The following is a 25,791-nucleotide window of genomic DNA, read 5'->3' on the forward strand; positions in this document are numbered from 1 at the left end:
CGCGGGGGCGGCCCGTGTGAGGATGTGCCCATGTGACGATATGCGCATCTGACGATGTGATGGCCCGGCACAGGTGACAGCCCGACGACAAGAGGAATGTGTGGACCGCATCAAAGCCCTTATCGCCCGATTGAAGGCCTTCTTCGCGACCGTCATGGAGTGGCCGCCCGTCGCACGCCTGATGGCGATGCAGGACCATTACAACCAGCGCCGAGGCAACACGTACGCGGCGGCGATCAGTTTCATCGGCATCCTCTCGCTTGTGCCGGTTCTGATGGTCGCGTTCTCGGTGGCCGCTTTCGTACTCGCCAGCCGTCCGGAACTGATCCAGGACATCACCGACGCCGTCGTGGAGAACGTGCCGGGCGAACTCGGAACGCAGCTCAACGACATCATCGGTTCGGCGATCGAATCTCGCCGGGCCGTCGGTGTCATCGGTCTGTTGAGCGCGGCTCTCACCGGGCTCGGGTGGATGGCGTTGGTACGCATGGGCCTCAGCGAGATGTGGGGTGGTCGGCAGCAGCGCAGCGCGGTGATGGGCAAGGTCTACGACCTCATCAACTTCGTCCTCCTCGGCGTCCTGTTCGTCGGCACCATCGCGATCACCGTCTTCGCTTCCGGACCGGTGGGCAGGTGGGTGCTCGGCCTCGTCGGCGTCGAGGAGACGTGGTGGGGCAAATGGATCCTGAAGATCGCCGCGGTCGTCATCTCGGTCGTCGCCACCTGGCTGCTCTTCAGCTTCGTGCTCGCGAAACTGCCGTTGCAGAAGCTGCCCATCCGCGTCGTGATGCCCGGCGCGTTCGTGACGGCGATCGTGTTCGAGATCCTCAAATCGCTCGGATCGGTATACCTGCAGTCGGTGATGAGCAGCCCCGCCGGTGCGGCGTTCGGTCCGATCATCGGTGTGATGGTGTTCGCCTACCTCGCGTCCAGGATCGTCCTGTACGCATCGGCCTGGAACGCCACCAACCCGGACAACGAGAAGTACCTGACCGTCGACGAGGTGGAGAACCCCGACGACGACGAGAAGGGGCCCGTCTACCTCGCGCCCATCCAGAAGGTCTCCAGTGGCCCGAAGGCTCGGGAGATCCTGACCGCGGCCGGAATCGGAGCAGCGGCAGGCGCGGTCGCATCCGCAGTGACCAGTAAGCGGCGCGAAAAGTAGTCGGGACGAACAGTAGTCCGGGCGAACAGTAGTCAGGGCGAACAGTAGTCAGGACGAAAAGGAATCAGCGCCGTCTGCGACCGAACCGGACGGCGATCCATGCGGCGGCACCGACGATCAGCACCACCGCGGCCACCCCGATCCAGGAGATGTTCCACGCGGTGTGGACGTCGTCGCCGGTGGGCGAGTGTTCGGTCCCGGCATCGTCGGGCGCGGCATCGGCCAGCGACCCGATCGAGGTTCCGGCCGGTGCGGCGAACCCGTAGTCGAGCAGGCGGACCGCCTGGTCCGAATACAGATTGTCGAGCTGGTTCACGCCGTACATCTGGACAATGAGCAGTGTGCGGCCGGCGCGTTCGACGGCGCCGACGAATGTCTTCAACGCGTCGTCGGTGTAGCCGGTCTTGCCGCCGAGCATGCCGGGGAAGCCGTCGCGGAGCAGGGTGTTGCTGGTGCCCATCGTGTACCCGGGGTGCGGCTTGTCGCCGGGAACGTCCTTGAGCGGCGGGAAGCCGGGGAACGGGTAGGTCGTCAGCGAGACGATGTGGCGGAACGTCTCGTTCGCCATGGCGTCACGGAAGATGAGGGCTTCGTCGTATGGGGACGTCGACATGCCTGCCGCGTCGAGCCCGGACGGGGTGGTCGCGCGAGTGTCCTTCGCGCCGAGCGACGCGGCCTTCGCATTCATTGCGGCCAACGTCTGGTCGTACCCGCCGAGCTCGCGAGCGAGGGCGTTGGCGCAGTCGTTGCCCGACACCATCAACAACCCGGTCAACAGGTCACGGACGGTGTACGTGCCGCCCGGCCCGATCCCGCACGAGTCGCCTTCCGTCCCGTAGTCGTTGAGCGTCCCCGTCACCGTCGTGTCGAGGTCCAGCTCGTCGAGCACGGTCAGCGCGAGCAGGACTTTGACGGTCGACGCGGGCCGGTACCGTCCGTGCGGATCCTTGGCGGCGATGACGTCGCCGCTGTCGAGGTCGGCGATCAACCATCCCGCACTCGTCAGATTCGTCGGGAGTGGGCCGGCGGCCGGATCGTGGACGACGTCGCAGCCGCTCAACTTCTCGCCGCCGACCGCCGGGGTGGGCACCGGCAGGGGAGTGGGCGTCGTCTCACCCGGTGCCACGGCCTCGGACGTGTCGACCGCGGGTGGGGTGTGCAACTGGTGCGGACAGTCGGCGGTGTCCGGGTGCGCGGCAGGCACGAACTCGGTCGGATACACGGCGTCCGGGTCGGCATGCGCCCAGGTGTTCCCGACCACGGCGGGGAGCGCGACGAGGACGGCTGCGGTGAGGAGGCTCGCAAGCCGCCCGGCGGGTGATCTGAACATCGCATAAGACGGTACCTGCCGCTCGTCAGAGCTTGGCTCGACGCTCCCCGCAGTCTCAACTCTCCGGCCGCACCCGCAACTGTGTTATCGCACCCTCAACGACAACCTCGCCCCCTCAATGCGGCTTAGCAGGCTGGTCGCAGGCTGCTAAGCAGCATTGAAGCTGCGACAAGGGAACCGAGGTTGCGAGAGAGCCCCGACCGGTATGGTCGGGGCTCTCTCGGGGCTGCAGAGAAAGGTCTGCGGTTTCTAGCGCGAGAACATCAGGGCGCGTTTGACTTCCTGAATGGCCTGCGTCACCTGGATGCCGCGGGGGCATGCGTCGGTGCAGTTGAAGGTCGTGCGGCAACGCCACACGCCGTCGACGTCGTTCAGGATGTCGAGACGCTCGGCTGCGGCCTCGTCCCGGCTGTCGAAGATGAACCGGTGAGCGTTGACGATGGCGGCCGGACCGAAGTACGAGCCCTCGTTCCAGAACACCGGGCAGCTCGTCGTGCAGCAGGCACAGAGGATGCACTTGGTGGTGTCGTCGAAGCGGGCGCGGTCGGCCTGGCTCTGCAGACGCTCGGCGGTCGGCTCGTTACCCGACGTGATCAGGAACGGCTTGATCGCGCGGTACGCGTCGAAGAACGGCTCCATGTCGACGACCAGGTCTTTCTCCACGGGGAGGCCCTTGATCGGCTCGATGGAGATCGTGATCTCCTTCGACGAGTCCTTCGGCAGCAGATCCTTCATGAGGAGCTTGCAGGCCAGACGGTTGACGCCGTTCACACGCATCGCGTCCGAGCCGCACACGCCGTGCGCGCAGCTGCGGCGGAACGTCAGCGAACCGTCCAGGTAGCCCTTCACGTAGAGGAGCAGGTTGAGCAGGCGGTCGGTCGGCAACGCCGGGACGCGGAAGCTCTCGAAGCCCTGCGCATCCGGATCCTCCGGGTTGAACCGATAGATCTTCAGCGTGACCATGGTCGCCTCGGCGGGGACGTCGGGCAACGGTGGCTCGCTGGTCGCTGGGTTCTCCACAGTGGCAGTCATCAGTACTTACGCTCCATTGGCTCGTAGCGGGTCTGGACGACGGGCTTGTAGTCGAGCTCGATGTCGGCGAGCAGGCCCAAGCCCTTCTTGTACGCCATGGTGTGCACCAGGAAGTTCTCGTCGTCGCGCTTCGGGAAGTCCTCGCGGGCGTGGCCGCCGCGCGACTCCTTGCGGTTGATCGCACCGGCGACGGTGACCTCGGCCATCTCCAACAGGAAGCCGAGTTCGACGGCCTCGAGGAGGTCAGTGTTGAACCGCTTGCCCTTGTCGTGGACGCGGACGTGGTTGTACCGCTCCTTGAGCGCGCGGACGCCGTCGAGCGCGGTGGTCAACGTCTCCTCGGTGCGGAACACCGACGCGTTGTTGTCCATCAGCTGCTGCAACTCGGTGCGGATGTCCGCGACGCGCTCGTTGCCGTGCTCGGAGAGCAGCCCGGCGAGCCACTCGTCGACCAGCTTGGTCGGCGTCTCTTCGATCTCACTGAACGCCGCGGAGTTCGCGTAGTCGGCGGCGGAGATGCCCGCACGACGACCGAACACGTTGATGTCGAGCAGCGAGTTGGTGCCGAGACGGTTCGCGCCGTGCACCGAGACGCACGCGCACTCGCCCGCGGCGAACAAGCCGTGGACGATCTGCTCGTTGTTGCTGAGGACCTGACCGTTGACATTGGTCGGGATGCCGCCCATCACGTAGTGGCAGGTCGGGTACACCGGGACGAGCTCGGTGACCGGGTCGACACCCAGGTAGGTGCGCGCGAACTCGGTGATGTCGGGGAGCTTCTCGTTGAGCACGTCCTCGCCGAGGTGGCGGACGTCGATGTAGACGTAATCCTTGTTGGGGCCGGCACCGCGACCTTCAAGGACCTCCAGCACCATCGAGCGGGCGACGATGTCGCGTGGCGCAAGGTCCTTGATGGTCGGGGCGTATCGCTCCATAAATCGTTCGCCGTCGGCGTTGCGGAGGATGCCGCCCTCGCCGCGGACCGCTTCGGAGATCAGGATGCCCAGACCGGCGAGGCCGGTCGGATGGAACTGGTGGAACTCCATGTCCTCGAGCGGCAGACCCTTGCGGAAGATGATGCCCATGCCATCACCGGTGAGGGTGTGCGCATTGGACGTCGTCTTGTACATGCGGCCCGAGCCGCCCGTGGCGAACACGATCGACTTCGCGTGGAAGACGTGGATCTCGCCGGTGGCCAACTCGTAGGCGACGACACCGTTGGCGACGGGCTCGCCGTTCTCGTCGGTCGTCATGTTGATGTCGAGCGCGTAGAACTCGTTGTAGAACTCGACGTCGTGCTTGACGCAGTTCTGGTACAGGGTCTGAAGGATCATGTGGCCGGTGCGGTCGGCGGCGTAGCAGGCGCGGCGGACCGGGGCCTTACCGTGATCGCGTGTGTGGCCGCCGAATCGACGCTGGTCGATCCGGCCTTCGGGGGTGCGGTTGAAGGGGAGACCCATCTTCTCCAGGTCGAGCACCGCATCGATGGCCTCCTTGGCCATGATCTCGGCTGCGTCCTGGTCGACGATGTAGTCGCCGCCCTTGACGGTGTCGAAGGTGTGCCACTCCCAGTTGTCCTCTTCGACGTTGGCGAGTGCGGCACACATGCCGCCCTGCGCCGCGCCGGTGTGGCTGCGAGTCGGGTACAGCTTGGTCAGCACTGCGGTGCGGGCGCGGGGCGCGGCTTCGATGGCCGCGCGCATGCCTGCGCCACCTGCACCGACGATGACGACGTCATAGCGATGTTCCTGCATGGTGTTTCTCAGTACTCCTTAGCTGCGGCCGAAGGTGAGGATCGCGTAGGTGCCCAAGACGAGGATCAAGATCATCGAGAGGCCGAGCAGCACGTTGAGCCAGAAGCGGGTGCTGTCCTTGCGTGAATAGTCGGCGATGATTGTGCGGACACCGTTCGCGCCGTGGATTTCGGCGAGCCACAGCATGAAGAGGTCCCAGACCTGCCAGAACGGCTGCTTCCAACGATCGGCCACGAAGCTCGCGTCGATGCGGTGCACACCGTCGTCGACCATGAGCATGATGAACATGTGGCCGAACGTGAGGATGATCAGGGCGATGCCCGAGAAGCGCATGAACATCCACGCGTACTTCTCGAAGTTGCCGCCCTTGTGCGGACGCGGGCTGCGGGGGTTGTCCAGGCTGGCGGGACGGTCGTACTCGGTACCGAGTGTCTTGACTTCAGTCATTGTTTTCTCCCGGTCCTAGAACGCGTGGGTGATCAGGATCTGCAGCAGGCGGGCCGCAGCAGCGATGAACACGATGGCGAAGACGGTCAAGACGGTCCAGAGCATCTGGCGCTGGTACTTGGCGCCCTTGCCCCAGAAGTCGACCAGGATGACGCGAAGGCCGTTCAGTGCGTGGTACAGGACGCAGAACACCAGACCGATCTCCATGAGGCCGATCAGCGGCGTCTTGTAGGTCTCGATGATCTCGGTGTACGTGTTCTCGTTGACCGAGATCACGGCCGTGTCGAGGACGTGCACGAAGAGGAAGAAGAATATGGAGACGCCGGTGATGCGGTGCAACACCCACGACCACATTCCTGGGTCACCTCGGTAGAGAGATCGTTTGCGCACCGGTGCTGGTGCGACCTCGGTGGGGGTGCTCATCGCGAAACTACGCCTCCAAAGTCGTTGTCATTTACTGGTGTCTCGAGGCGTGCGAGCAACGACGCGGCGGGACCCATCGCACCTGACTTTAAACCTAAGCTGAGGCCTATCGTGAATTGCCCGAACAATGTGATCAGGGTCCTCGAATTTCTTTAGGTATGCCTTACCTTTTGTATTTGACAGCTCGGCGAGAGGGAATTGTGACGCCCATAGACTTCGAAGTTCTCCGAAAGGCGGCTGCGACCGCGATGACCAGGGCGTATGCGCCGTACTCCCGGTTCCCGGTGGGGGCTGCCGCTCTCACCGGGTCTGGCGAATTGATCACCGCAGCCAATGTGGAAAATGTCTCATATGGTCTCGGTCTCTGCGCCGAGGTGGCTTTGGTCTCAGTCGGTGTTTCCCGAGGTGCCCTAGAGGGTTCGCCCGGCAGCGGGAACAAGAGTCTCGTCGCTGTCGCAGTGTGCGACGGCGACGGCCGGGCGCTGACCCCCTGTGGGCGATGTCGTCAGGTGCTGCTGGAGTTCGGCGGCCCGGATCTGCTCGTCGACGGTGCGCGCGGGCCGCGACCGCTCGGCGATCTGCTGCCCGACGCGTTCGGGCCCGGCGACCTCGACCGCGTGCGGAGGCCCTGATGGACCCGGTAACGGTGATCGCGGCCAAACGCGACGGCGGGGAACTGTCCACCGAGCAGATCCGGGAGGTGATCGCCGGGTACACGTCCGGCGACGTCGCACCCGAGCAGATGTCGTCGCTGCTCATGGCGATCGTGCTCAACGGGATGGGACGACGGGAGATCGCCGAGTGGACCGCCGCGATGATCGACTCCGGTGTCCGACTGGATCTGACCGGGCTGCGGACGGTCGACAAGCATTCGACGGGCGGTGTCGGCGACAAGATCACGCTGCCGTTGACGCCGCTGGTGGCGTCGTACGGCTTGGCTGTTCCGCAGTTGTCGGGGCGGGGCCTGGGTCATACCGGTGGCACTCTCGACAAGCTCGAGTCCATCCCGGGGTGGCGCGCCGATCTCACCGTCGACGAGATGCGGGCGCAGCTGCGCGAGGTCGGGGCCGTCGTCTGCGCGGCCACCGCCGACCTCGCGCCCGCCGACCGCAAGCTGTACGCGCTGCGCGACGTGACCGGGACTGTGGCGTCGATCCCGCTGATCGCCAGCAGCATCATGAGCAAGAAGATCGCCGAGGGGACGGGCGCTCTGGTCCTCGACGTGAAAGTCGGATCGGGGGCCTTCATGAAGTCCTACGCCGACGCTGCGGAACTCGCCGAAGCGATGGTCGAGCTGGGCGCGGATGCAGGCGTCGACACGCGGGCCCTGCTCACCGACATGTCGTCGCCGCTCGGCCGGACCGCGGGCAACGCCGTCGAGGTCGCCGAATCGCTCGAGGTTCTCGCGGGCGGCGGACCGTCCGACGTCGTCGAGCTGACGGTGGCGTTGGCGCGCGAGATGCTCGACGCAGGCGGGCTCGGTGAGGTGGACGTGGCAGAGAACCTGCGCAACGGCCGCGCGATGGACACGTGGCGCTCGATGATCACCGCGCAGGGCGGTGACCCGGACGCACCGCTGCCCGCGCCGCGACACACCTACGTCGTCACCGCGACCGGCGACGGACGCCTCGGCTCCCTCGACGCGCTGGCCGTCGGCGAAGCGGCCTGGCTGTTGGGGGCGGGCAGGTCACGTCCCGGCGACGCCGTCTCCTACGCCGCGGGCGTCACCTGGCATGCGGGCGTCGGTGACCCGGTCCGCGCAGGCGAACCGCTGTTCACGCTCGCCTTCGACGACGAGTCGCGCCTGGAACGGGCCGTCGAGCGACTCGATGACGCGGCGCAGATCGTCGCGCCTGCGGCCCGGCCAGGCCCGCGCGTGCTCGGGCGAGTGGGCGGCCGAGCTCAATCCCGCCGGTAGGCCGTCGGCAGCGCGATCCCCTCGGCCCGGAACACCGAACGCAGGCGGGTCGGGTAGTCGGTGATGATGCCGTCGACGCCGTAGGAGAGCTGCGCACGCATGTCGGACTTCTCGTTCACCGTCCACGGGATCACCCGTAGGCCTGCGGCGTGGGCGTCGGCGACGAGGGCGGCGTTCGACAGCGCGAAGGCCGGGGACAGGACGTCGAAGCCCGCGGACTTGACGGCGGCGACGACGTCGCCGCCCGAACGGTCGTAGTCGACGGGGCCGAGCCAGTGCGAGTCCGACTTCCACGTCGTGTCGTCGTAGAGGGCCACCAGCGGGATGCTCGGCTCCTGCGCGCGAACCAAGGGGAGGCTGCGCCAGTCGAAGCTCTGGATCTCGACGCGGTCGGTGAGCTGCGCCTGGCGGACGTGGCGCAGGATCGACGCGACGAACACGGCGGGCTGCGCGCTTCGGTCACGTTCTTCGGCTTCGATCTTGGTCTCGATGTTGAACCGGACCTTGTTGTTCTTGTATTTCGCGGCCAGCGCGAACACTTGGGGGAGGGTCGCGATGCGGTTGCCCGGTACCGGCTTCGCAGTGGGAAAGGCTGCGAGGTTCTTGTCGCAGATCAGCGTCTGGATCTGACGGTGAGTCAGATCGTGGACGTCCTTGCCGACGTACGGGAACTGGCGATCGCCGACGAACGCGGGCAGCGTGTCACGGCACTTGTCGGCTTGGATCTGCGGGTCGTGCCAGACCAGGGGGACCGAGTCCTTGGTCATGACAACGTCGAGTTCGAGCGTGGTGACGCCCAACTCGAGCGAACGAGCGAAGCCGTACAGCGATTCCTCGGTGTGCTCGCCGCGTCCACCGCGGTGCGATTGGAGTTCGACGCTCGTGTCGGCGGTGGGTTCAGCATGGACGGGGCCGGCGAGCACGGCGCCTGCGGCGATCGCGGCCGTCACGGCGGCGGTGGTGAGGCGGGCGAGTCGAGAAGTCATGGCGCAGACGCTAACGACGCCAGGGGAACGTTCGGCGACCCAGGAGTTGCGTGCCGCTGACCGGATCGTGTCATCGACGGGCGGGGCGCTCGCGCCGTCGTTCATCCGGCGAGCGAGTCGATGCTCGGCCGGATACGGTCGAGCCATGATCACCGTCGAACAATGCCGACTGGCGCCCAAGGTACTTCTGCACGATCACCTCGACGGCGGGCTGCGCCCGGCGACGGTCCTGGATCTCGCGCGCGAGACCGGTTACGACAAGCTGCCGGCCGACGATGCCGTAGCCCTCGCCCGCTGGTTCCGCACGGCCGCCGACAGCGGTTCGTTGGAGAAGTACCTGGAGACGTTCGCGCACACGGTCGGCGTCATGCAGACGAGGACCGCACTCGAGCGGGTGGCACGCGAATGCGTGGAGGACCTCGCCGCCGACGGCGTCGTCTACGCGGAGATCAGGTTCGCGCCGGAACAGCATCTCGAGGCGGGGTTGACGCTCGACGAGGTGGTCGACGCTGTTCTCGCCGGGTTCGAGGAGGGACGAGTGGCTGCACGCGCGTCCGGGCGCGGCATCGTGGTCGGCGCTCTGCTGACCGCGATGCGGCATGCGGCGCGCTCCCGCGAGATCGCTGAGCTCGCCGTCCGATTCCGAGACCGCGGGGTGGTCGGCTTCGACATCGCGGGCGCAGAAGCGGGCAACCCGCCGAGCAGGCACCTCGACGCGTTCGAGTATCTACGCGCCGAATGCGCCCACTTCACGATCCACGCGGGTGAAGCGTTCGGTCTGCCGTCGATCCACGAGGCGATCGCGTTCTGCGGCGCCGACCGGCTGGGCCACGGGGTGCGCGTCACCGATGACATCGACCTGACCGCCGGACTCGGCTCGGCGCGCCTCGGACGTGTCGCGAACTATGTGCGCGACAAGCGGATCCCTCTCGAGATGTGCCCGAGCAGCAATGTCCAGACCGGCGCGGTCGCGTCGATGGCCGACCACCCGTTCGACAAACTCGCTCGACTGAGGTTCCGCGTCACCGTCAACACCGACAACCGGTTGATGAGCGACACCACCATGAGCCGCGAGTTCATGGTCTTGCACGAGCAGTTCGGCTACGGGTGGACCGACTTCGAACGCTTCACCGTCAACGCCATGAAATCGGCGTTCCTCCCGTTCGGGGAGCGTCTCGCACTCATCGACGACGTGATCAAACCCGGGTTCCGAGTGCTGATGGGCTAGCGTCGGCGACGCACGCGCCGCCGAACGTTGGCACTCGAACCGTTCTCCAGGAGCGGTTCGAGTGCCAACGTGTCGTCGTTGACCGCTATCCGCGCTTGACGAGCCGGTCTTCGAAGTCGTGCACGAGGGCGGTCCAGACTTCGGCTTCGTTGTCGTACGGTCCGGACGGGGCCAGCCGCTTCGGATCCGGGTTGATCGCATAGTCGACGAGCCAGCCGAGCGGAGTGGTCGACGCGAGCTGCTCGTTGACGGTCTCGATGCCCGCGTAGTCGGCGGCGTCGGTGAGCAGCTCGACGGCCAGGTCGATCTGGCGAGACTCGACGCGGCGAGGGCCGTCGAGAATGTCCTCGTCGATGCCCTGGAGCGCGTACACGTTCTCCGGCAGCACCTGGTACTCGATCTCGGCGGTCTCGGCGGCGCTGCGCACGTCGGCGAACGTCGACAGCTTGGACAGATCGTGCTCGGAGTCGCCCGCCAGGAAGCGGGTCAGTGCACGCTCGGAGCCGAACCCGAAGATCTGCCCCTTGGAGCCGAGGAACAGCGGGTCGTCGCCGAGGTAGCAGCGCAGCGTCAGGAACTCACCGGCATCGGTGTAGATGCGGATCGGGTCGATGCCGACGGCCGCCCAGAAATCGTCCTCGTCTACTTCATCGTCGTCTTCGTCGTCGGAGTCCTCCTCATCGGAGTCTTCGTCGGAGTCTTGGTCGTCGTCATCCGAGTCGACGTCCGCTCCGACCAACTCGTCGATGTCGTCGTCCGGTTCGTCCTCGTCCTCGGCCGATGCCGCGGCGGCCAGCTCCTCCTCGGCCTCCTCGACGGCTTTCGCGTCGACCTTCGGCTTGGCGACGACGTCGTCGAGCGCGTCGATGACGTCGTCCCAGTGCTTGGCGATGATGCGGCCGATGCGGACCCACAGGTCGATACCGTCACGGCCGGCGAAGTCGTTGGTGCCGACCGCTACCGCGCCGAGAATCGGGTTGCCGGTGAAGAACTTGACGACCGGCTCCAGGTCGCATACCTCGCCGATGATCCGCACGATCTCGAGAGCGTCCTCGAGTTCGGCGATCACCTCGGGCTTCGGGTCCTCAGCGGCCAGTTCGGGCACGCCGATCAGGTCGTAGGAGTGCCGGTCGTCGGGAATGAGTTCCTCGGCCTGCAGCTTCTTGATCGTGTCCCACGCCGGGTGGTCGGCGAGGTCGTTGTCGTCGTCGCTGCGCACGAAAGCAGCGAGTTCTGCGACAGAGTCGAGAACGTACAGATCCTCGTCGAGCCCAAGGAAGGCCTCCCACTCGTCGTCGCCCTCGCGCCATCGCGGGGCCCACAGAGTGAAGAGGTTGCCTTCGGTGAGTCCGAGTTCAATGGGGACAATGTCTCCGGCCATGACCACAGAGCGTAGTCATGTTCGGCCGATCCTGCTCAACGCCCCCGCCTCAACGGCCCGACAGCCCGATCTCCGGCGACTCCGGGCCCTGTCGCGACACGCCGACGGTGATGGAACCGAACCCGCGTCCGGCGCGTCTGACTGAGTATGAAGACAGTCACAGTTGAACCAGCATCAGTCGGTCAGGCGGTGCAGACGCAACAGCGCGCGGCAGACCAGGTGGCGACGCAGGCGAACGCCGAACGCATCGACACGGGAGCACTCGCGGCGACATTCGGTCTGATCGGGGCAGGTTTCCTGTCGGCGCTCGCCGACGTCGGCGCGCAACGCACCCGGACCCTCGACGGCCTGAGCGCCGCGCACTCGTCGACGGCGTCGAAGACGGTGACCGCCGACCGTGCGTACTGCGGCTGCGACGAGGCCGGCGCGCAGGCGGTGGCGGTATGAGCGCCGCACTGTTGATCGCACCGCTCAAGATGCTGGTGTCGGTGCTCGGCACCGGAGTGCTCCCGCCCGGTGCGACGACGGCTCTCGGCAACGCGGAGACGACCCTCACCGCAGCGTCGGACGAGTCGGCGCGGACCGTCGCCGCGGTGAAGACCGGATGGAAGGGCGACGGCGGAAATGCCGCCGCGTCGACGGCGACGACGCTCGCCGCCGCCGACTCCGCGGTCGGCCGGGCCGGCACCGACGTCGCGACGACCATCGAATCGGCGGCCGGACACGTGCGGACCGCGAACACGGCCCTGAACGCGCTCGTCGAATCGTTCGTGACGGCAGCGTCGGCAGTGCCCGCGATCGCGACACCGGCCGGACTGGCCACGCTGATCCCACTCGCGCTCGACCACATCGCACGCGGCGTCCAGGTGATTCAAAAGGCGCAGACCGAACTCGAGGCCGACACGGCTGCTCTCGGCAGGCACAACGCGCCCGCCGAGGTGACGACGGGTTCCACGCAGACGACCGCCACGAGAGGAGAGGGAACTAAGATCGTGCTGCCCGACGGGTCGACGGTGTACGCGCCGAACGAGCGCGCCGCGACCGCCGTCCGGGCCGCCCTCAGCGTGCAAGGCACCCCGTACGTGTGGGGCGGGACCACCACCGACGGCTTCGACTGCAGTGGCCTCACCCAGTGGGCGTACCAACAGGCAGGCGTCGACCTGCCGCGACTCGCGCAGGATCAGGACACCGCGGGCGTCGCGGTGTCCCAGTCGGACCTGCAACCCGGTGACCTCGCCGTCTGGTCCGGTCATGTCGCGATGTACATCGGCAACGGCCAGTACGTCGAAACGGGCGGCGACCCCGTCGGTGTGTCGCCGCTCTACACGAACAACGCGGGACAGTCGTTCGAAGGCTTCTACCGTCCCAACACGTGAATCCGTGACGGTCGTGCACGTCCTACACTTCTCCCATGACGACGGCTTCTTCTCTTGACGTCCGCGTCGTCGACCATCCCGCTACACGCGCGTGGTTGACGATCCTGCGGGACAAACGGACCGACAACCCCGGATTCCGCGGCGCGCTCGCACGGCTCTCGTCGATGCTCGTCTACGAGGCGCTGCGGGACGCGCCCGTGGACGAGTTCGACGTGCAGACTCCCGTCGCAGTCGCACCGGGCGCCCGGATCCAGTCTCCGCCGCTGTTCGTGCCGGTCCTGCGGGCCGGGCTCGGCATGCTCGACGCCGCACTCGACGTGGTGCCCGACGCGCGCATCGGCTTCATCGGGGTCGCCCGCGACGAGGAGACGGCGCTACCTGTCGAATACCTCGCATCGCTGCCGGACGACCTGTCGGGTCAACCCGTGTACGTCCTCGACCCGATGCTCGCGACCGGCGGATCGCTGGTCCACACACTCGATCTGCTCGCCGCGCGCGGCGCCGACGATCTGACCGCGGTGTGTGTCGTCGGGGCTCCGCAGGGCATCGCGGCTCTGGAGGCCAGCCCTCACCGGGTCCGCGTGGTGATCGGAGCCGTGGACCAGGGTCTCGACGACCACTCGTTTATCGTCCCCGGACTCGGGGACGCGGGAGACCGCCAGTTCGGCCCCCGCTAGCGTTCCCGCCGGTGCTGATCGGCACGACCGCAGTCACGTGGGCGCTTCGACGTCAGTCCACCCACGCCTGAATCATCGATTCGACGTGTGGGCCGTCGCCCGCCGGAGTGATGACGAGCGCCGATGTGCTGACCTCGTAGGTCGTTCCGCCGTTGACCGCGGTGAAAGTGTTGCCTGAACGAGTCGGATATCCGATCTCGATGGATCCGCCGTCGGCTGAACCCTTGTAGTAGTTGCGGCCCACCTGTGAACCGACCTGGCAGACGACGACCTGAGACCGATCGGTGTAGCCGACGAAGACTGCGGCGTCGTCGGCGTTGCACCGCGCGGACGATCCGGTGAATCCCTGCCAGTCCGCTCCCGACACCGTCGGCGACGAATGCGAGGTCGTCGGCGGTGGCGCGGTGGTCGGGGTGGGGTCCTGCGCGGTGGGTCCCTGCTGCGGCTGCTGGGTGACGGTCACCGTCGAACCCGACTGCGCCGGCTTCGGCGATGAGGATTCGCTCGAGGATCCTGCGGTCGCTGTCTCGTCCGAGTGCGAGTTCGCGTATACGAGGGCGCCGGTGACGCCGCCGATCAGCACGAGCACGCCGATGACGATGGCGACGATCACGGCGGGCGACGCCCAGGGCGACCGCTGAGGACCTCGGGGCGGCATCGGGTACGTCATCGGTTGCGGTCCTCCCTGAGTTCGACGGTCGCGACCTCGTCCAGCGCGCGCTGGAGTTCCCCCGACACGTCGGCGCGTACGCGACCAACACTAGTGCCTGCGGCGGAGCGGGTCATTTGTCCGTAGATCTTCACCTTCGGCTCCGTCCCGCTCGGCCGTACAAACACGCGGAGCCGCTCGGTCGAGTCGAGTCGAAACCCCACGCACTCCACGCCATCGGTCCGCAGTCCGTCGTCGCGCGACGCGTAGTCGGCGACGGTGACGTCGAAGCCCGCGAGGACGCGCGGCGGGTGGGCGCGAAGCCGGGACATGTACGCGGTGATCTGTGCGGGGTCGTCGAAGCGGAGGGAGCGTTGCGCGGTGACGTAGACGCCGCGCCGTTCGGCGAGCCGGTCGAGCGCGGCCGACAGTCCGCCGCGATCGACCCAGTCGCGTGCGATGCGGGCACAGGCGAGCGCCGCGCTGACCCCGTCCTTGTCGCGGACGGCGTCGGGGTCGACGCAGTGACCGATCGCCTCCTCGTACGCGTAGGCGAGTGGTTCGCCCGCCCGCACCAGCCATTTGAAACCGGTGAGCGTGCGGCGGGCGTCGGCGCCGCGGGCGAGCGCGTCGTCGTGCATCAGCGTGCCGGAGACGACGGAGCTCGCTACGACGGGGCGTGGTCCACTGCGGACCAGCGCGTCGTCGAGGATCGCCGCGCCGAGCAGCGCGCCCGTCTCGTCGCCGGTCAGCATCCGCCACGTCTGTCCGTGGGAGACGCCGACCGCACACCGATCGGCGTCCGGGTCGAGTGCGATCGCCAGGTCGGCGTCGACCCGCGCCGCGGTCGCCAACAGGAGGTCGACGGCGCCCGGCTCCTCCGGGTTGGGGAAGGCGACGGTGGGGAAGTCGGGGTCGGGGTCGAACTGTTCGGGTACCGGGTGCACGTCGGGGAATCCGGCGTCGCGGAGCGCGTCGACGACGAGGGTTCCGCCGACTCCGTGCATCGCGGTCACCGCGATGCGGACGTTCGGGCCGTCGGACGCGGGGAACCGCACGCGCAGCCGCGCGAGGTAGTCGTCGCGGATCCGGTGCGCCCGCGCATCGGGTGTGACGGGCGTGCGCGGGACGTCGTCGCCGACGGCGCGGATCGCCTGTTCTATCGCTCGGTCGGCGGGTTCGACGAGTTGGGCTCCACCGTCGAGATACACCTTGTAGCCGTTGTCGTCGGGCGGATTGTGCGACGCGGTCACCATCACCCCGGCCACCGCGTCGAGGGCTCGGCACGCGAACGAGACGAGCGGGGTCGGGCCAGGGTCCGGGAGTGCTACGACATCGAATCCACACGCCGCCAACACTTCTCGCGTAGCAGCAGCGAACTCTTCGGACCCGTGCCGACCGTCTCGTCCCACGACGACGGTCCCGCCCGAGAGCCCGTTCGCGGTCAACCAGGCGGCCAGGCCGGCCGTCGCACGTGTCACGGTTCGCACGTTCATACCGTCTGGGCCGTCGTGGACGGGGCCGCGCAGGCCCGCGGTGCCGAACGTGAGCATCAGCCGCGGTCGCCGATCTCGCGAATCACGGACGCGAGGAGTTCACCCATCCGGGACGCAGAGGCGCGACCGACGGCGAGGACTTCCGCGTGATCGAGCGCCTCGCCGGTGATCCCGGCCGCGAGGTTGGTGACCAACGAGAGACCGAGCACGTCGAGGCCCGCCGCTCGCGCGGCGATCGTCTCGTGGACCGTCGACATGCCGACGAGGTCGGCGCCCAGCACACCGAGCATGGTGATCTCGGCCGGCGTCTCGTACTGGGGGCCCGGCAGCCCCGCGTACACGCCCTCGGCGAGGGTCGGGTCGATGCGGCGCGCCGCGGCGCGCAGGGCAGGCGAGTACGCGTCGACCATGTTCACGAAGTGCGCGCCCCGCAGCGGTGACCGGCCGGTCAGGTTGATCTGGTCGGCGATCAGGACCGGCTGGCCGACGGACATGTAGGGGCGCATGCCGCCCGCCGCATTCGTCACGACCACGGTGTGGACGCCGGCCGCCGCGGCGGTCCGGATCGGGTGGACGATCCGCGCCAGGTCGTGTCCTTCGTAGGCGTGGATCCGGCCGAGCATGACCAGCACCCGGACGCCGTCGACGTCGATCGACGCGACGGTGCCCGCGTGGCCCTGTGCGGACGGCGGCGCGAAGCCGGGGAGGTCGAGCATGTCGATCTCGGCGGACGGTGTGCCGATGGCGGTGGCCGCGGGCGCCCACCCCGACCCTAGGACGACCGCCACATCGTGTCGAGGGCAAGCGGTCTGGGCGGCGAGAGCGTCGGCGGCGGCAGCCGCAGCGGAGTCGGGGTCGATGGTCGGATCCATGCGACAACCCTAAGATAAGGTTTTCAGCTATGCCGTACTTGAACGTGACTGACGACGCCGCTGAACTGTTCCTCGGAGCCGAAGGCGTCGAACTGGACGAGTCGAACCCGGAGAACCGTTTCGCGCTGGCGTGGCTCGACCAGGTCACCGCCCTCCTCGACGAGGCGTTCGCCGCCCGCAAGCCGCTGATCGTGTCGGCGACGGGCAAGTTCTTCTCCAACGGCCTCGACACCGACTACATCGCCGCCAACGCAGGCGACCTGCCCGGGTACCTGGACACCATCCACCAGCTGTACGTGAAGGTCCTGACCGCTCCGGCACCGGTGATCGCCGCGGTCAACGGGCACGCCTTCGGCGGAGGCGCGATGCTCGCGCTGTGCGCCGACTACCGCGTCATGCGCTCGGACCGGGGGTTCTTCTCGCTGCCCGAAGCCGCGCTGAACATGCCGTTCACGCGGGGGATGGCGTCGCTGATCCGCACCCGCATGTCGGACACGACCGCCACCGAGGCGATGCTGACCAGCCGACGCTACGGCGGCGACGACGCGCGGGCCGCGGGCATCGTCGAAGAGTCCGTTCCTGCGGCCGCGATCCTCGGCCGGGCCCGCGAGGTGGCGCGTGAACGGGCGGCGCTGGTCGGTGACAACCTCTCCACCATCAAACGCGGACTGCGACTGCCGCTTCTGGAGGATCTGAACACGGCGACTCCTGTCACCCTGCTCTGATGCTTCCGGTCATCTCCGATTGGTTGGACGCCAACCTCGATCGAGTGATCGGCTGGCGGCGCGAACTGCACGCGTCGCCAGAACTGTCGATGCACGAGACGAAGACGACGGCGACCGTCGTCCGAATCCTCACCGCTGCCGGGCTCGCTCCGCGCATCCTGCCCAAGGGCACGGGCGTCGTCTGTGATCTGGGGCCCATCGATCAGCCGCGCATCGGGCTGCGGGCCGACCTGGACGGTCTGCCGATTCCGGAGCAGACGGGGCTGCCGTTCGCCTCCCGCAACGAGGGCGTCTCCCATTCATGTGGGCACGACGCGCACTCGGCGATCCTGATGGGCGTGGGACTCCTGCTCGCCGAGATCGACCGTGACGGCGGGCTGCCGTTCGGGGTTCGGCTCCTGTTCCAGGCCGCGGAGGAGGTGATGCCCGGCGGTGCGCTCGACGCCATCGACGCCGGGGTCACCGACGGACTGAGTCGCATCTTCGCGCTGCACTGCGATCCGCATCTGCAGGTCGGCACCGTCGGACTGCGGGCGGGGCCGCTGACGTCGGCCGCCGACCGCGTCGAGGTGCATCTGCACGGGCCGGGCGGACACAGTTCGCGGCCACACCTGACCAACGATCTGGTGTACGCGATGGGCGCGATCATCACCGGAGTGCCGGGAATCTTGTCACGACGCATCGATCCGCGGTCTGGCACTGTCGTCACGTGGGGCGCGGTCCACTCGGGGAACGCGCCGAATGCCATCCCGCAGGAGGGGCGGATGCGCGGCACCGTCCGCACCGGCGACCACGACACCTGGCGGAAGTTGGAACCGTTGGTACGCAGCGTGATCGGTGAGATCGCTGCGCCTCTCGGCGTCGCCTGCGACATCACGTACTTCCGCGGTGTGCCGCCCGTGGTGAACGAGGCCGACAGTGTCGCGCTGCTGCGGCGAGCCGTCGAAGCGCTCGGTCCCGGCGCCGATGTCGACACCCCGCAGTCGGCGGGCGGTGAAGACTTCGCCTGGTACCTCGAACGGGTGCCGGGCGCGATGGCGCGACTCGGCGTGTGGAGTGGTTCGGGCCCGATGTGCGACCTGCACCAGCCGAACTTCGACATCGACGAGCGTGCGCTCGGCATCGGCATCGCAGTGTTGGCCGGAGCCGCGCTCGGCGTCTGACCGTCACTCCGGCATTACTGACACGTATGCGGTATCTACTCGGCCGAATTCGTCGATCCGGGCCGAATACGTGCTAGTAAATCCGCGATGCGAGGGTGTCAGTCGTCGTCGAGTGGTGCGTCGGGTCCAGGACCCACGTTGCGGGCCTCGTGCAGGCGGAGCCGTTCGACGTAGTCGGCCGGGGCGCCCGCGATCTCCGCGGCGTCGGCCATCACGCCGAGATAGCGGGCGGACGGCAGACCGCCCTCGTACCCGTCGATCACGTACAGCCAGGCCAGGACCGGGCCGTCCGCGGTGTCGACGCGGGCGCGGATCTTGCGGTGGACGCCGAGTTCGGTGCCCTCCCACCGGTCGAGGTTCTTCTCATCTTCGGGCGGGACGTCGTACAGGACGACGAAGACGCACGCACCGGGATCGTCGCGGTCCTCGGTGACGGTGGCGAGCGAGCCCTCCCAGCCGATGTCGTCTCCGGCGAAGGTCAGCCGCCATCCTTTCAACCACCCCGTCGACGACATGGGGGAGTGGGGCGCCCGCTGCAGCATCTGCGCGGGATCCATGTTCGAGGCGTAGGCGGCGTAGATCGGCACGGGCCAAGCCTATGCGCTCACGCAATGCGTCGCAGCCGTGACCCGGCTAAGTTTGTACAGGCGGCCCCGTCGAATCAGCAATTGGGGCGCAACAGCAATAGGAGAGTGCCACTGTGTCCAGAATCGTGATCATCGGCGGAGGCCCCGCGGGCTACGAAGCGGCCCTGGCGGGAGCCGCGTACGGCGCCGACATCACGATGATCGACGCGGACGGTCCCGGCGGGGCCTGCGTCCTGTGGGACTGTGTGCCTTCCAAGACCTTCATCGCGTCGACCGGTATCCGCACCGACGTCCGACGCGCACGCGACCTCGGCGTCCACGTCCAGGTCGACGCGTCGGCGATCGATCTGCCACGCATCCACCAGCGGGTGAAGGATCTGGCGTTCGCGCAGTCGGCCGACATCCGGGCCCGTCTGACCAGCGAGGGCGTGAAGATCGTCGCCGGTCGTGCGCGTCTGGCGCAGGCCCAGCCCGGTATCGGCGCGCACACGGTCATCGCGACCGCGCCGGACGGCACCGAGCAGGAGTACGAGGGCGACGTCGTCCTCATCTCGACGGGTGCGTCGCCGCGGGTCCTGCCGTCGGCGGTGCCCGACGGCGAACGGATCCTCAACTGGCGTCAGCTGTACGACCTGCAGGTGCTGCCCGACCACCTGGTCATCGTCGGATCGGGTGTCACCGGCGCCGAGTTCGCGCACGCCTACACCGAGTTGGGCGTCAAGGTCACTCTGGTGTCCAGCCGGGACCGGGTGCTGCCCCATGAGGACGAGGATGCTGCGCTCGTCCTCGAGGACGTGTTCTCCGAGCGCGGTGTGACGCTCATCAAGCACGCGCGCGCCGATCGGGTGACGCGCGACGCGGACTCCGCCACCGTGCACCTGGCCGACGGCCAGCAGGTGACCGGATCGCATGTGTTGATGACGGTCGGTTCGGTTCCCAACACCGACGGTCTCGGGCTCGACGACGCGGGAGTCGTCACCGACCGCAACGGCTACATCACCGTCGACCGGGTGAGCCGCACGTCGGTGCCCGGCGTCTACGCGGCGGGCGACTGCACGGGCCTGCTCCCGCTGGCGTCGGTCGCTGCCATGCAGGGCCGTATCGCCATGTACCACTCGTTGGGCGAAGGCGTCAGTCCGCTGCGGCTCAAGACGGTCGCGTCGGCCATCTTCACGCGCCCCGAGATCGCGAATGTCGGTGTGTCCCAGAAGGCGATCGATGCGGGCGAGTATCCGGCCCGCACCGTGATGCTCCCGCTCAAGACGAACCCGCGCGCCAAGATGAGCGGCCTGCGTCGCGGCTTCGTCAAGATCTTCTGCCGACCAGCCACGGGGGTGGTGATCGGCGGCGTCGTCGTCGCGCCGAATGCGTCCGAGCTGATCCTGCCGATCGCGTTGGCCGTCGAGAACAAGCTGCAGGTGTCCGAGGTCGCGAACACCTTCTCGGTGTACCCGTCGCTGTCCGGGTCGGTCGCCGAAGCGGCGCGCCAACTCGTGCGCCACGACGATCTGGATTGATGGTCGACGTTGGCTTCTTGGTCTGAGCTGGCCGCCCGCGAACACCGCGCATCGGTGATCGTGCTCGCGGGCGGCGTCGCTCTCTATGCGATCAATGTCTATCTGACGACGAGTCTGCTGCCGAACGCCGTCGTCGACATCGGCGGTGAAGAGCTGTACTCGTGGACGATGACGGTGTTCCTCGTCGCATCCGTCATCTCGTCGATGCTGGTCAGCCGGGTGCTGTCCCGGTTCGGCGCCCGCTGGTCGTACGTGGCGGGCTTCGTTGGCTTCGCGGCGGGCACGGTGGTCGCGGGTGCGGCGCCGACGATGGTCGTGATGCTCGTCGGACGCGGCGTGCAGGGTTTCGCGGGCGGGATCCTCGTCGGACTCGGTTTCGCCGTGGTGCGGACCGTGCTGCCTGCACGGCTTTGGCAACGGTCGATCGCGTTGATGTCGGCGATGTGGGGTGTCGGGAACGTGATCGGCCCGATCGTGGGTGGCTTCTTCGCGCAGATCGGTGCGTGGCGGGCGGCGTTCGCTCTGCTCGCGGTGATTGCGGTCGCGTTGGTGGCGCTCACGTTCCGCGCGTTGCCCGCGGGCGCGGGGGAGGCGTCGGCCGACGCCGTCCCGTGGGGGTCGCTCGTGCTGTTGACGGGCGCGGCGGCCGCGGTGTCGATCGCGTCGATCGTCGACGGCGCGGCGACCGTAATCCTCCTGGTGGTCGCACTGCTCGCGGGCGTCGTGTTCGTCTGGTACGAGCGTGGCGCGGCGAACCGGGTGCTGCCGGAGATGACCTATCGTGGCCGGTCGCCGCTGCGGTGGATCTATCTCGGCATCATCGTCCTGGCCATGGTGTCGACGGTCGAGATGTTCATCCCGCTGTTCGGCCAGCGGATCGGCGGACTGGGGCCGCTCGCCGCGGGACTGCTCGGTGCAGCGATCTCGTGGGGGTGGACGGTCGGCACGTTGTCGAGCAGCGGCGCAGAGACCGACCGGATGCGCCGCGTCGTCCGCGTCGCCGGCCCGCTGATCCTCGCGGCCGGACTGGCCGCCTACGGCCTCCTGCAGGTGAACGATCCGTCGACCTGGGTGATCGTCGGCTGGTATGTGACCCTGCTGTTCGCCGGAACCGGCATCGGCATGGCGATTTCGCACTGGTTCACCGCCGGGATGCGGGTGAGCACGGACGACGCCGAGGCTGCGCAGGCGTCCGCGGGTCTCAACACGAGCCAGTTGATCGCGAACGCCTTCGGCTCGGCGATCGCAGGCGTCCTCGTCTCGCTCGGCGGCCCGGACGTCGTCGGCTCGGCTCGGGTGCTGACCTTCGGTTTCGCCGCGCTCGCTCTGGTCGGCGTCGTCGTCGCGTTCCGTGAGTTCGCCGCCGCGAAGTCGTGGCGGGTCGAACCCGCCCGCGCGGCGCACGACGTCCGACTGTGATGCCTTAACCCTCTCGTTGGTGTCACCACGGACACCGACGAGAGGGTTAAGCAACCGACGGGCATTTCGGGCACGGTGTGAACGCGCCGGACCACCCGCGATCGTGGAGAGCGCGCGCAAGTTTGCGTGCGGTGGCGCACGGTCGTCCGATCACTTGTCCCCTACGCCGGACTTGCTCTAGTGCCCCAAAGATTCAGGCAATCGTCACGGCACCTTGCGTAGACCCCAGCGCTACCACCGAGGTTTGCGCACGGTGTTCTACATGGCTGCGCTCAACAGCTCGCAACGCGACGGGAAATCCCTTAGAGAGTGGCGGGCTGCTGTCGTGGAGTGTGTATATGCGGCACTATGCCTGTATGGGTCGCATGTGTCTGTGGTTGATGTTCCTGGGTTGTGTCATCGGGCTGTTGGCAGCGGCGGTGTTTGAGGCACTGACGGGACCAGGCAGTGGTGGGTACCTCGTCGTCGGGTCGTTCACTGGAGGGGGTGCCACTGTTGCGGAGCCGACACGGTATGCGGTGATCGCTGCGGTGGGCACGGTAACGGGAGCACTCGGTGGAGGGATGCTGCATCTGACCGGTGCACGAGTGCAGCCAAAGCGTCGTGTCGGGTTCACCGCGGCAGTCGGACTTGCCGGTTGCGCGGTGGGAGTGCTGCCCGCCATGGTTGCGGCGGCCACGGTAGCGGACCTCCCCGACTGGCTCCACCCGCTGGTGTTGTACGCAGTCTGTGGTGCGCTCGGCTACGGCCTCGCGATCGCAGCGGTGTACACGACACTACGCATGGTCGGCGACCAAGCAGCCCGCGCGACAGGCCGAGCCGTCGCTCTCGTGTTACCGGTGGGTGCGCTGATCGCGACTGCTGTCGGGGTGGCGAGCGCCTGGGCGTTGGGCTTTTCCACTGTCACCTCGACATGGGTCGTCGCGACAACCCTGGTCATCCTGACCCTCAGCGCCACATTAGCTGTGGCCCGCGCAATCGGATTGCGGCCGCATCGACCGCTGTGACAGAACTGCTTCTCGCCTCAGAGTCTGTGGAGGCCGAATTCCATTCGGGGGTCAGGGCGGCGTGGATGGTTGGTGTTGTCGGAGCATGGCTGCTTCGAGCGTTCCGGTCTGGGGGTCGATCACCAGATTCCAATTTCCGCCGATGATTTGGACGAATCCGGAATGGCATAGGCCGTCGCGGGCGGTTGCAGCCAGGTAGTCCTCGACTCCGACGCGGATCTCGTTCGATTCAGGGTCGAGGGCGGTGGTGAAGTCGTGCAGTCTGGCTCGCGGCGACTCGTAGACGACCATGTAGGGGTGGTCAATGTGGGGTAGTTCCTCGGCGAATCGGGTCAGTGCCAGGGTTGACTGGTTGGTGGCGCTGAGGGCGATGAGTTCGTCGCGGTGCAGCGTCGCGACGTGCGGTGGAGAGGGCGGAAAGCCACGAAAGACCCCGTCGTCGTCGACGGCGTCGGCGAAGTCGCGAAAGTCCATGTTGGCGATCGAGAGGTTGTTTTCGACCGACTGCATCTTTTCCGGGATGACACGGAACGTCCGGCCGGGTTCGTGATCGAAGTCAGTACGGCCGCAGTCGATCACCAGGATCGCCATCTCGGGGCCGCTCATGGTGGTCGCGTCGGCGATGAACGCGTAGTAGGGAGGGTTCTCCTCGCCGATACGAGTGAGCAGGTCGTCGACAGTCAGGCCGTCGTTATGGGGATGGTCGATGCAGGTGAGCCCGGCTTGGAAGGTGGAATCGTCGTCGAAACTACTGGGTACGGGCTTCAGCGCCGCTAGCGCGACCTCGCGCCAGCGTTCATCGTTGCTGAAGTGTGTGCGCACGAGAAGCGACGTGCCACCGCTATCGTGCGGGTGTAGGTAGTCGTCGAGATCGCGGCCTGTGCCCAGTGCGGCAACGATCTCAGCCTCATCCGCGGCTTGCTGACGCGCGGTGGTTGCGGCCCGAATGTCGCCGGTGTTCCCGGGCGGATCGGGCAACACCACTCCAGCGAGGACGCGTTCGGCTTCCTCGGCGGACATCTCGTTGTAGGAACGTAGTTCGACTGTCCACGGGCCGATCGTGCTGCGTGCACGGGGTGAGTAACGTTCCATCGAGAACCCCGGCTCGGGCTCACCGAGCTCGGTCAGCCAGCGGCGGACACCGAACTGAGTCGACGTTGCCGACACCGTCACATCCAGGGCACCCGACAACGGGTCACCCTCAGTCGGCGAGACGGTGACCTCCGTCGGGAGCCACCCGACGTGGGTCGGCGGCATCTCCGTCAGTTCCCGCGTTCTCTGTTCATGCTCGAGCTGCTCGGGAGACTGAAGATGCTCCTCGAACTCGATGGTCGCGCCCTCCCACGAGAACAACGAAGGGGCGAAATCCCGGTCCAGTACCGGCGACTCCATCTGCACCCACCGCTCGCCTTGACTCCACGAGAGCGCCATCCCCAACTCGGCGTCGATAACCATACTGACCGTTGGACCGCCGTAGGAATCGTCGAACTCCATCTCCCAGCCCCGGCGGCCACGAACCTCGGTCTCGGCCACGCGCTTCGGTTCACCGAACCGCGGCGGTCGTCCCGTCAGCTCCGCTGGCGTCCACGTGCGGTACGCGGTGAACAACACCGTCGGAGGCACGCCCAACACTGCGACAAGGCGGTTCGGGAATTTCGCAGTGTGTACGGCGACACTGTCCTCGCCGAATCGGTACTCGTCGGAGGCGTTCTCGATATAGGCAGGTGAACCGTCCGAGTTCTCGATGCGCCATGATGTGGGCGGACCGAACCGCACGAAGCTGACGGTTCCGTCATCGGAATACACGGTGCCACGGGCCGTTCGACCCATCGTGCTGTAAGACAAGCCCCGGATCTGCGGCCATGACGTCATAATTGACCAACATATCCGCCGACGCCTTTCACTCGTCAGCGAACTCGCACACCTCGTTGTCGATGGCTCGCGCTCCCGCATTGAGATCCCCGTCCTGAAATGCGAGCACGCTCGCCAGGGCCTTCTCGGAACCCGCTGTACCCCCGTCAGGGCGACAGCATGGCTGGACAGACGTCCCACGAGAAGACCCGTTTCAGTGTCTGTGGATAACTCGCCGACTTGAACCCTCTCGTTGGTGTCACCACGGACACCGACGAGAGGGTTAAGGCATCACTGTCGCGTCACGCGGCGAGTAGTGCGTCGATCTGGTTGATGGCGCCCGATGCGCCTTCGACGACGCCCATGTCGAGGACCTTCTGCAATTCGTCGGCGCTCGTGTACGTCGACGTATAGACGGCACGCGTCCCGTTGTCGGTCGACGAGAACGTGTATGTGTTCACCGAGACCGGCATCGAGTCGACCGGGTTGAGGTCGGCGTCGGCGAATCCGTCGCGGAACGAGAACGTCGACGTCGGGTCGATCGTGACGAACTCCCACCAGCCGCCGAACTTCTCGCCTTCGGGCGACGTCATGTAGTAGGTGGCGCGCCCGCCGGGCGTGAAGTCGTGCTCGACGAACGTCGCCGGGAAGGTCGGCGGTCCCCAGATCTTCTCGAGTTGGCGGGGATCGGCGTAGATCTGCCACACGCGTTCGGCCGGTGCGGAGAACTCCGCGGTGATCGTGAGGGTGAGGGCGTCGGTATCGGTGGTGACGTCGATGACAGGCAT

The 25,791-nt window shown here is 67.2% G+C and carries 25 protein-coding genes and 1 pseudogene; 13 read left to right on the top strand and 13 right to left on the bottom strand.

Translation table 11 applies throughout. The annotated features are described in order from the left end of the window. Positions 1-100: 100 nt before the first annotated feature. Positions 101-1,165 (top strand): YhjD/YihY/BrkB family envelope integrity protein, encoded by a 1,065-nt coding sequence (locus tag L5G28_RS16465; RefSeq protein WP_237002470.1) that lies wholly within the window; start codon positions 101-103, stop codon positions 1,163-1,165. Between the two features lie 64 nt (positions 1,166-1,229). On the opposite strand, the gene L5G28_RS16470 is transcribed toward L5G28_RS16465, so the two are convergent. The 5 genes from L5G28_RS16470 to sdhC all read right to left on the bottom strand — a co-directional run bounded on the left by L5G28_RS16470 (position 1,230) and on the right by sdhC (position 6,151). Then, complete coding sequence (locus L5G28_RS16470; RefSeq protein ID WP_237002471.1) at positions 1,230-2,495, bottom strand: D-alanyl-D-alanine carboxypeptidase family protein; 1,266 nt, start codon at positions 2,493-2,495, stop codon at positions 1,230-1,232. Positions 2,496-2,744: 249 nt separating this feature from the next. After that, positions 2,745-3,527 carry a succinate dehydrogenase iron-sulfur subunit gene (locus tag L5G28_RS16475; RefSeq protein WP_237002472.1) on the bottom strand — a complete coding sequence of 261 codons (783 nt, stop codon included), beginning with the start codon at positions 3,525-3,527 and terminating at the stop codon, positions 2,745-2,747. Beyond that, positions 3,527-5,281 carry a succinate dehydrogenase flavoprotein subunit gene (gene sdhA / locus L5G28_RS16480; RefSeq protein ID WP_237002473.1) on the bottom strand — a complete coding sequence of 585 codons (1,755 nt, stop codon included), beginning with the start codon at positions 5,279-5,281 and terminating at the stop codon, positions 3,527-3,529. The genes L5G28_RS16475 and sdhA overlap by 1 nt, the downstream gene beginning before the upstream one ends. Before the next feature lie 18 nt (positions 5,282-5,299). After that, positions 5,300-5,728, bottom strand: coding sequence for a succinate dehydrogenase hydrophobic membrane anchor subunit (locus L5G28_RS16485; RefSeq protein ID WP_236999536.1), 429 nt, complete (start codon positions 5,726-5,728; stop codon positions 5,300-5,302). 15 nt (positions 5,729-5,743) lie between these two features. Further along, positions 5,744-6,151, bottom strand: a complete 408-nt coding sequence (sdhC, locus tag L5G28_RS16490; RefSeq protein ID WP_236999535.1) for a succinate dehydrogenase, cytochrome b556 subunit — start codon at positions 6,149-6,151, stop codon at positions 5,744-5,746. A 197-nt stretch (positions 6,152-6,348) separates the two neighbouring features. Between sdhC and L5G28_RS16495 the strand changes: the two genes are divergently transcribed. After that, a complete protein-coding gene (locus L5G28_RS16495; RefSeq protein WP_237002595.1) occupies positions 6,349-6,783 on the top strand; it encodes a cytidine deaminase in 435 nt (144 codons plus the stop codon). Then, positions 6,783-8,069 carry a thymidine phosphorylase gene (locus L5G28_RS16500; RefSeq protein WP_237002474.1) on the top strand — a complete coding sequence of 429 codons (1,287 nt, stop codon included), beginning with the start codon at positions 6,783-6,785 and terminating at the stop codon, positions 8,067-8,069. Before L5G28_RS16495 ends, L5G28_RS16500 begins: the two co-directional genes overlap by 1 nt. On the opposite strand, the gene L5G28_RS16505 is transcribed toward L5G28_RS16500, so the two are convergent. Further along, positions 8,054-9,055: a glycerophosphodiester phosphodiesterase family protein gene (locus tag L5G28_RS16505; protein ID WP_237002475.1), complete on the bottom strand. Its 1,002-nt coding sequence runs from the start codon at positions 9,053-9,055 to the stop codon at positions 8,054-8,056. The genes L5G28_RS16500 and L5G28_RS16505 overlap by 16 nt on opposite strands. A gap of 145 nt (positions 9,056-9,200) precedes the next feature. On the opposite strand from L5G28_RS16505, the gene L5G28_RS16510 reads away from it, so the two are divergent. After that, the gene (locus tag L5G28_RS16510) at positions 9,201-10,283 is read left to right on the top strand and encodes an adenosine deaminase (protein ID WP_237002596.1); all 1,083 of its coding nucleotides are present in this window, start codon (positions 9,201-9,203) and stop codon (positions 10,281-10,283) included. Between the two features lie 85 nt (positions 10,284-10,368). Here L5G28_RS16510 and L5G28_RS16515 read toward each other — a convergent pair whose 3' ends face one another. After that, the gene (locus L5G28_RS16515) at positions 10,369-11,664 is read right to left on the bottom strand and encodes a SatS C-terminal domain-containing protein (RefSeq protein ID WP_237002476.1); all 1,296 of its coding nucleotides are present in this window, start codon (positions 11,662-11,664) and stop codon (positions 10,369-10,371) included. A 147-nt stretch (positions 11,665-11,811) separates the two neighbouring features. On the opposite strand from L5G28_RS16515, the gene L5G28_RS16520 reads away from it, so the two are divergent. The 3 genes from L5G28_RS16520 to upp are packed head-to-tail and all read left to right on the top strand — an operon-like array spanning position 11,812 to position 13,717. Beyond that, positions 11,812-12,111, top strand: coding sequence for a type VII secretion target (locus L5G28_RS16520; RefSeq protein WP_265744438.1), 300 nt, complete (start codon positions 11,812-11,814; stop codon positions 12,109-12,111). Then, on the top strand, positions 12,108-13,040 hold the full coding sequence (locus L5G28_RS16525; protein ID WP_237002478.1) for a C40 family peptidase: 933 nt from the start codon (positions 12,108-12,110) through the stop codon (positions 13,038-13,040). Before L5G28_RS16520 ends, L5G28_RS16525 begins: the two co-directional genes overlap by 4 nt. Positions 13,041-13,075: 35 nt before the next feature. Continuing rightward, positions 13,076-13,717, top strand: a complete 642-nt coding sequence (gene upp, locus L5G28_RS16530) for a uracil phosphoribosyltransferase (protein WP_236999529.1) — start codon at positions 13,076-13,078, stop codon at positions 13,715-13,717. Between the two features lie 52 nt (positions 13,718-13,769). Here upp and L5G28_RS16535 read toward each other — a convergent pair whose 3' ends face one another. From L5G28_RS16535 to L5G28_RS16545, 3 genes are read right to left on the bottom strand one after another with little or no spacing between them, the layout of a single operon-like run. Continuing rightward, the gene (locus L5G28_RS16535; RefSeq protein ID WP_237002479.1) at positions 13,770-14,387 is read right to left on the bottom strand and encodes a hypothetical protein; all 618 of its coding nucleotides are present in this window, start codon (positions 14,385-14,387) and stop codon (positions 13,770-13,772) included. Then, positions 14,384-15,919 carry a phospho-sugar mutase gene (locus L5G28_RS16540; RefSeq protein WP_237002480.1) on the bottom strand — a complete coding sequence of 512 codons (1,536 nt, stop codon included), beginning with the start codon at positions 15,917-15,919 and terminating at the stop codon, positions 14,384-14,386. The genes L5G28_RS16535 and L5G28_RS16540 overlap by 4 nt, the downstream gene beginning before the upstream one ends. Further along, complete coding sequence (locus L5G28_RS16545; RefSeq protein ID WP_237002481.1) at positions 15,919-16,734, bottom strand: purine-nucleoside phosphorylase; 816 nt, start codon at positions 16,732-16,734, stop codon at positions 15,919-15,921. Before L5G28_RS16545 ends, L5G28_RS16540 begins: the two co-directional genes overlap by 1 nt. Before the next feature lie 29 nt (positions 16,735-16,763). Between L5G28_RS16545 and L5G28_RS16550 the strand changes: the two genes are divergently transcribed. Together L5G28_RS16550 and L5G28_RS16555 are read left to right on the top strand one after the other, a co-directional pair. Continuing rightward, on the top strand, positions 16,764-17,459 hold the full coding sequence (locus L5G28_RS16550; RefSeq protein WP_237002482.1) for an enoyl-CoA hydratase/isomerase family protein: 696 nt from the start codon (positions 16,764-16,766) through the stop codon (positions 17,457-17,459). Then, complete coding sequence (locus L5G28_RS16555; RefSeq protein ID WP_237002483.1) at positions 17,459-18,622, top strand: amidohydrolase; 1,164 nt, start codon at positions 17,459-17,461, stop codon at positions 18,620-18,622. Before L5G28_RS16550 ends, L5G28_RS16555 begins: the two co-directional genes overlap by 1 nt. Positions 18,623-18,720: 98 nt before the next feature. On the opposite strand, the gene L5G28_RS16560 is transcribed toward L5G28_RS16555, so the two are convergent. Beyond that, on the bottom strand, positions 18,721-19,209 hold the full coding sequence (locus tag L5G28_RS16560; RefSeq protein ID WP_237002484.1) for a gamma-glutamylcyclotransferase family protein: 489 nt from the start codon (positions 19,207-19,209) through the stop codon (positions 18,721-18,723). A gap of 113 nt (positions 19,210-19,322) precedes the next feature. On the opposite strand from L5G28_RS16560, the gene L5G28_RS16565 reads away from it, so the two are divergent. From L5G28_RS16565 to L5G28_RS16575, 4 genes and pseudogenes are all read left to right on the top strand, one after another. Further along, positions 19,323-20,726 carry an NAD(P)H-quinone dehydrogenase gene (locus L5G28_RS16565; protein WP_236999521.1) on the top strand — a complete coding sequence of 468 codons (1,404 nt, stop codon included), beginning with the start codon at positions 19,323-19,325 and terminating at the stop codon, positions 20,724-20,726. Between the two features lie 9 nt (positions 20,727-20,735). Further along, the gene (locus tag L5G28_RS16570; protein WP_237002485.1) at positions 20,736-22,145 is read left to right on the top strand and encodes an MFS transporter; all 1,410 of its coding nucleotides are present in this window, start codon (positions 20,736-20,738) and stop codon (positions 22,143-22,145) included. A 153-nt stretch (positions 22,146-22,298) separates the two neighbouring features. Next, positions 22,299-22,446, top strand: a pseudogene (locus tag L5G28_RS19460) (transposase); the annotation flags it as partial. A gap of 262 nt (positions 22,447-22,708) precedes the next feature. Continuing rightward, the gene (locus L5G28_RS16575) at positions 22,709-23,152 is read left to right on the top strand and encodes a hypothetical protein (protein WP_237002486.1); all 444 of its coding nucleotides are present in this window, start codon (positions 22,709-22,711) and stop codon (positions 23,150-23,152) included. Between the two features lie 51 nt (positions 23,153-23,203). Here the strand turns inward: L5G28_RS16575 and L5G28_RS16580 are convergent, their stop codons facing one another. Then, the gene (locus L5G28_RS16580; protein WP_237002487.1) at positions 23,204-24,958 is read right to left on the bottom strand and encodes a DUF6924 domain-containing protein; all 1,755 of its coding nucleotides are present in this window, start codon (positions 24,956-24,958) and stop codon (positions 23,204-23,206) included. 347 nt (positions 24,959-25,305) lie between these two features. Next, a complete protein-coding gene (locus L5G28_RS16585) occupies positions 25,306-25,791 on the bottom strand; it encodes an SRPBCC family protein (protein WP_237002488.1) in 486 nt (161 codons plus the stop codon).

This window comes from Gordonia liuliyuniae, assembly GCF_021739025.1.
GTDB lineage: Bacteria > Actinomycetota > Actinomycetes > Mycobacteriales > Mycobacteriaceae > Gordonia > Gordonia liuliyuniae.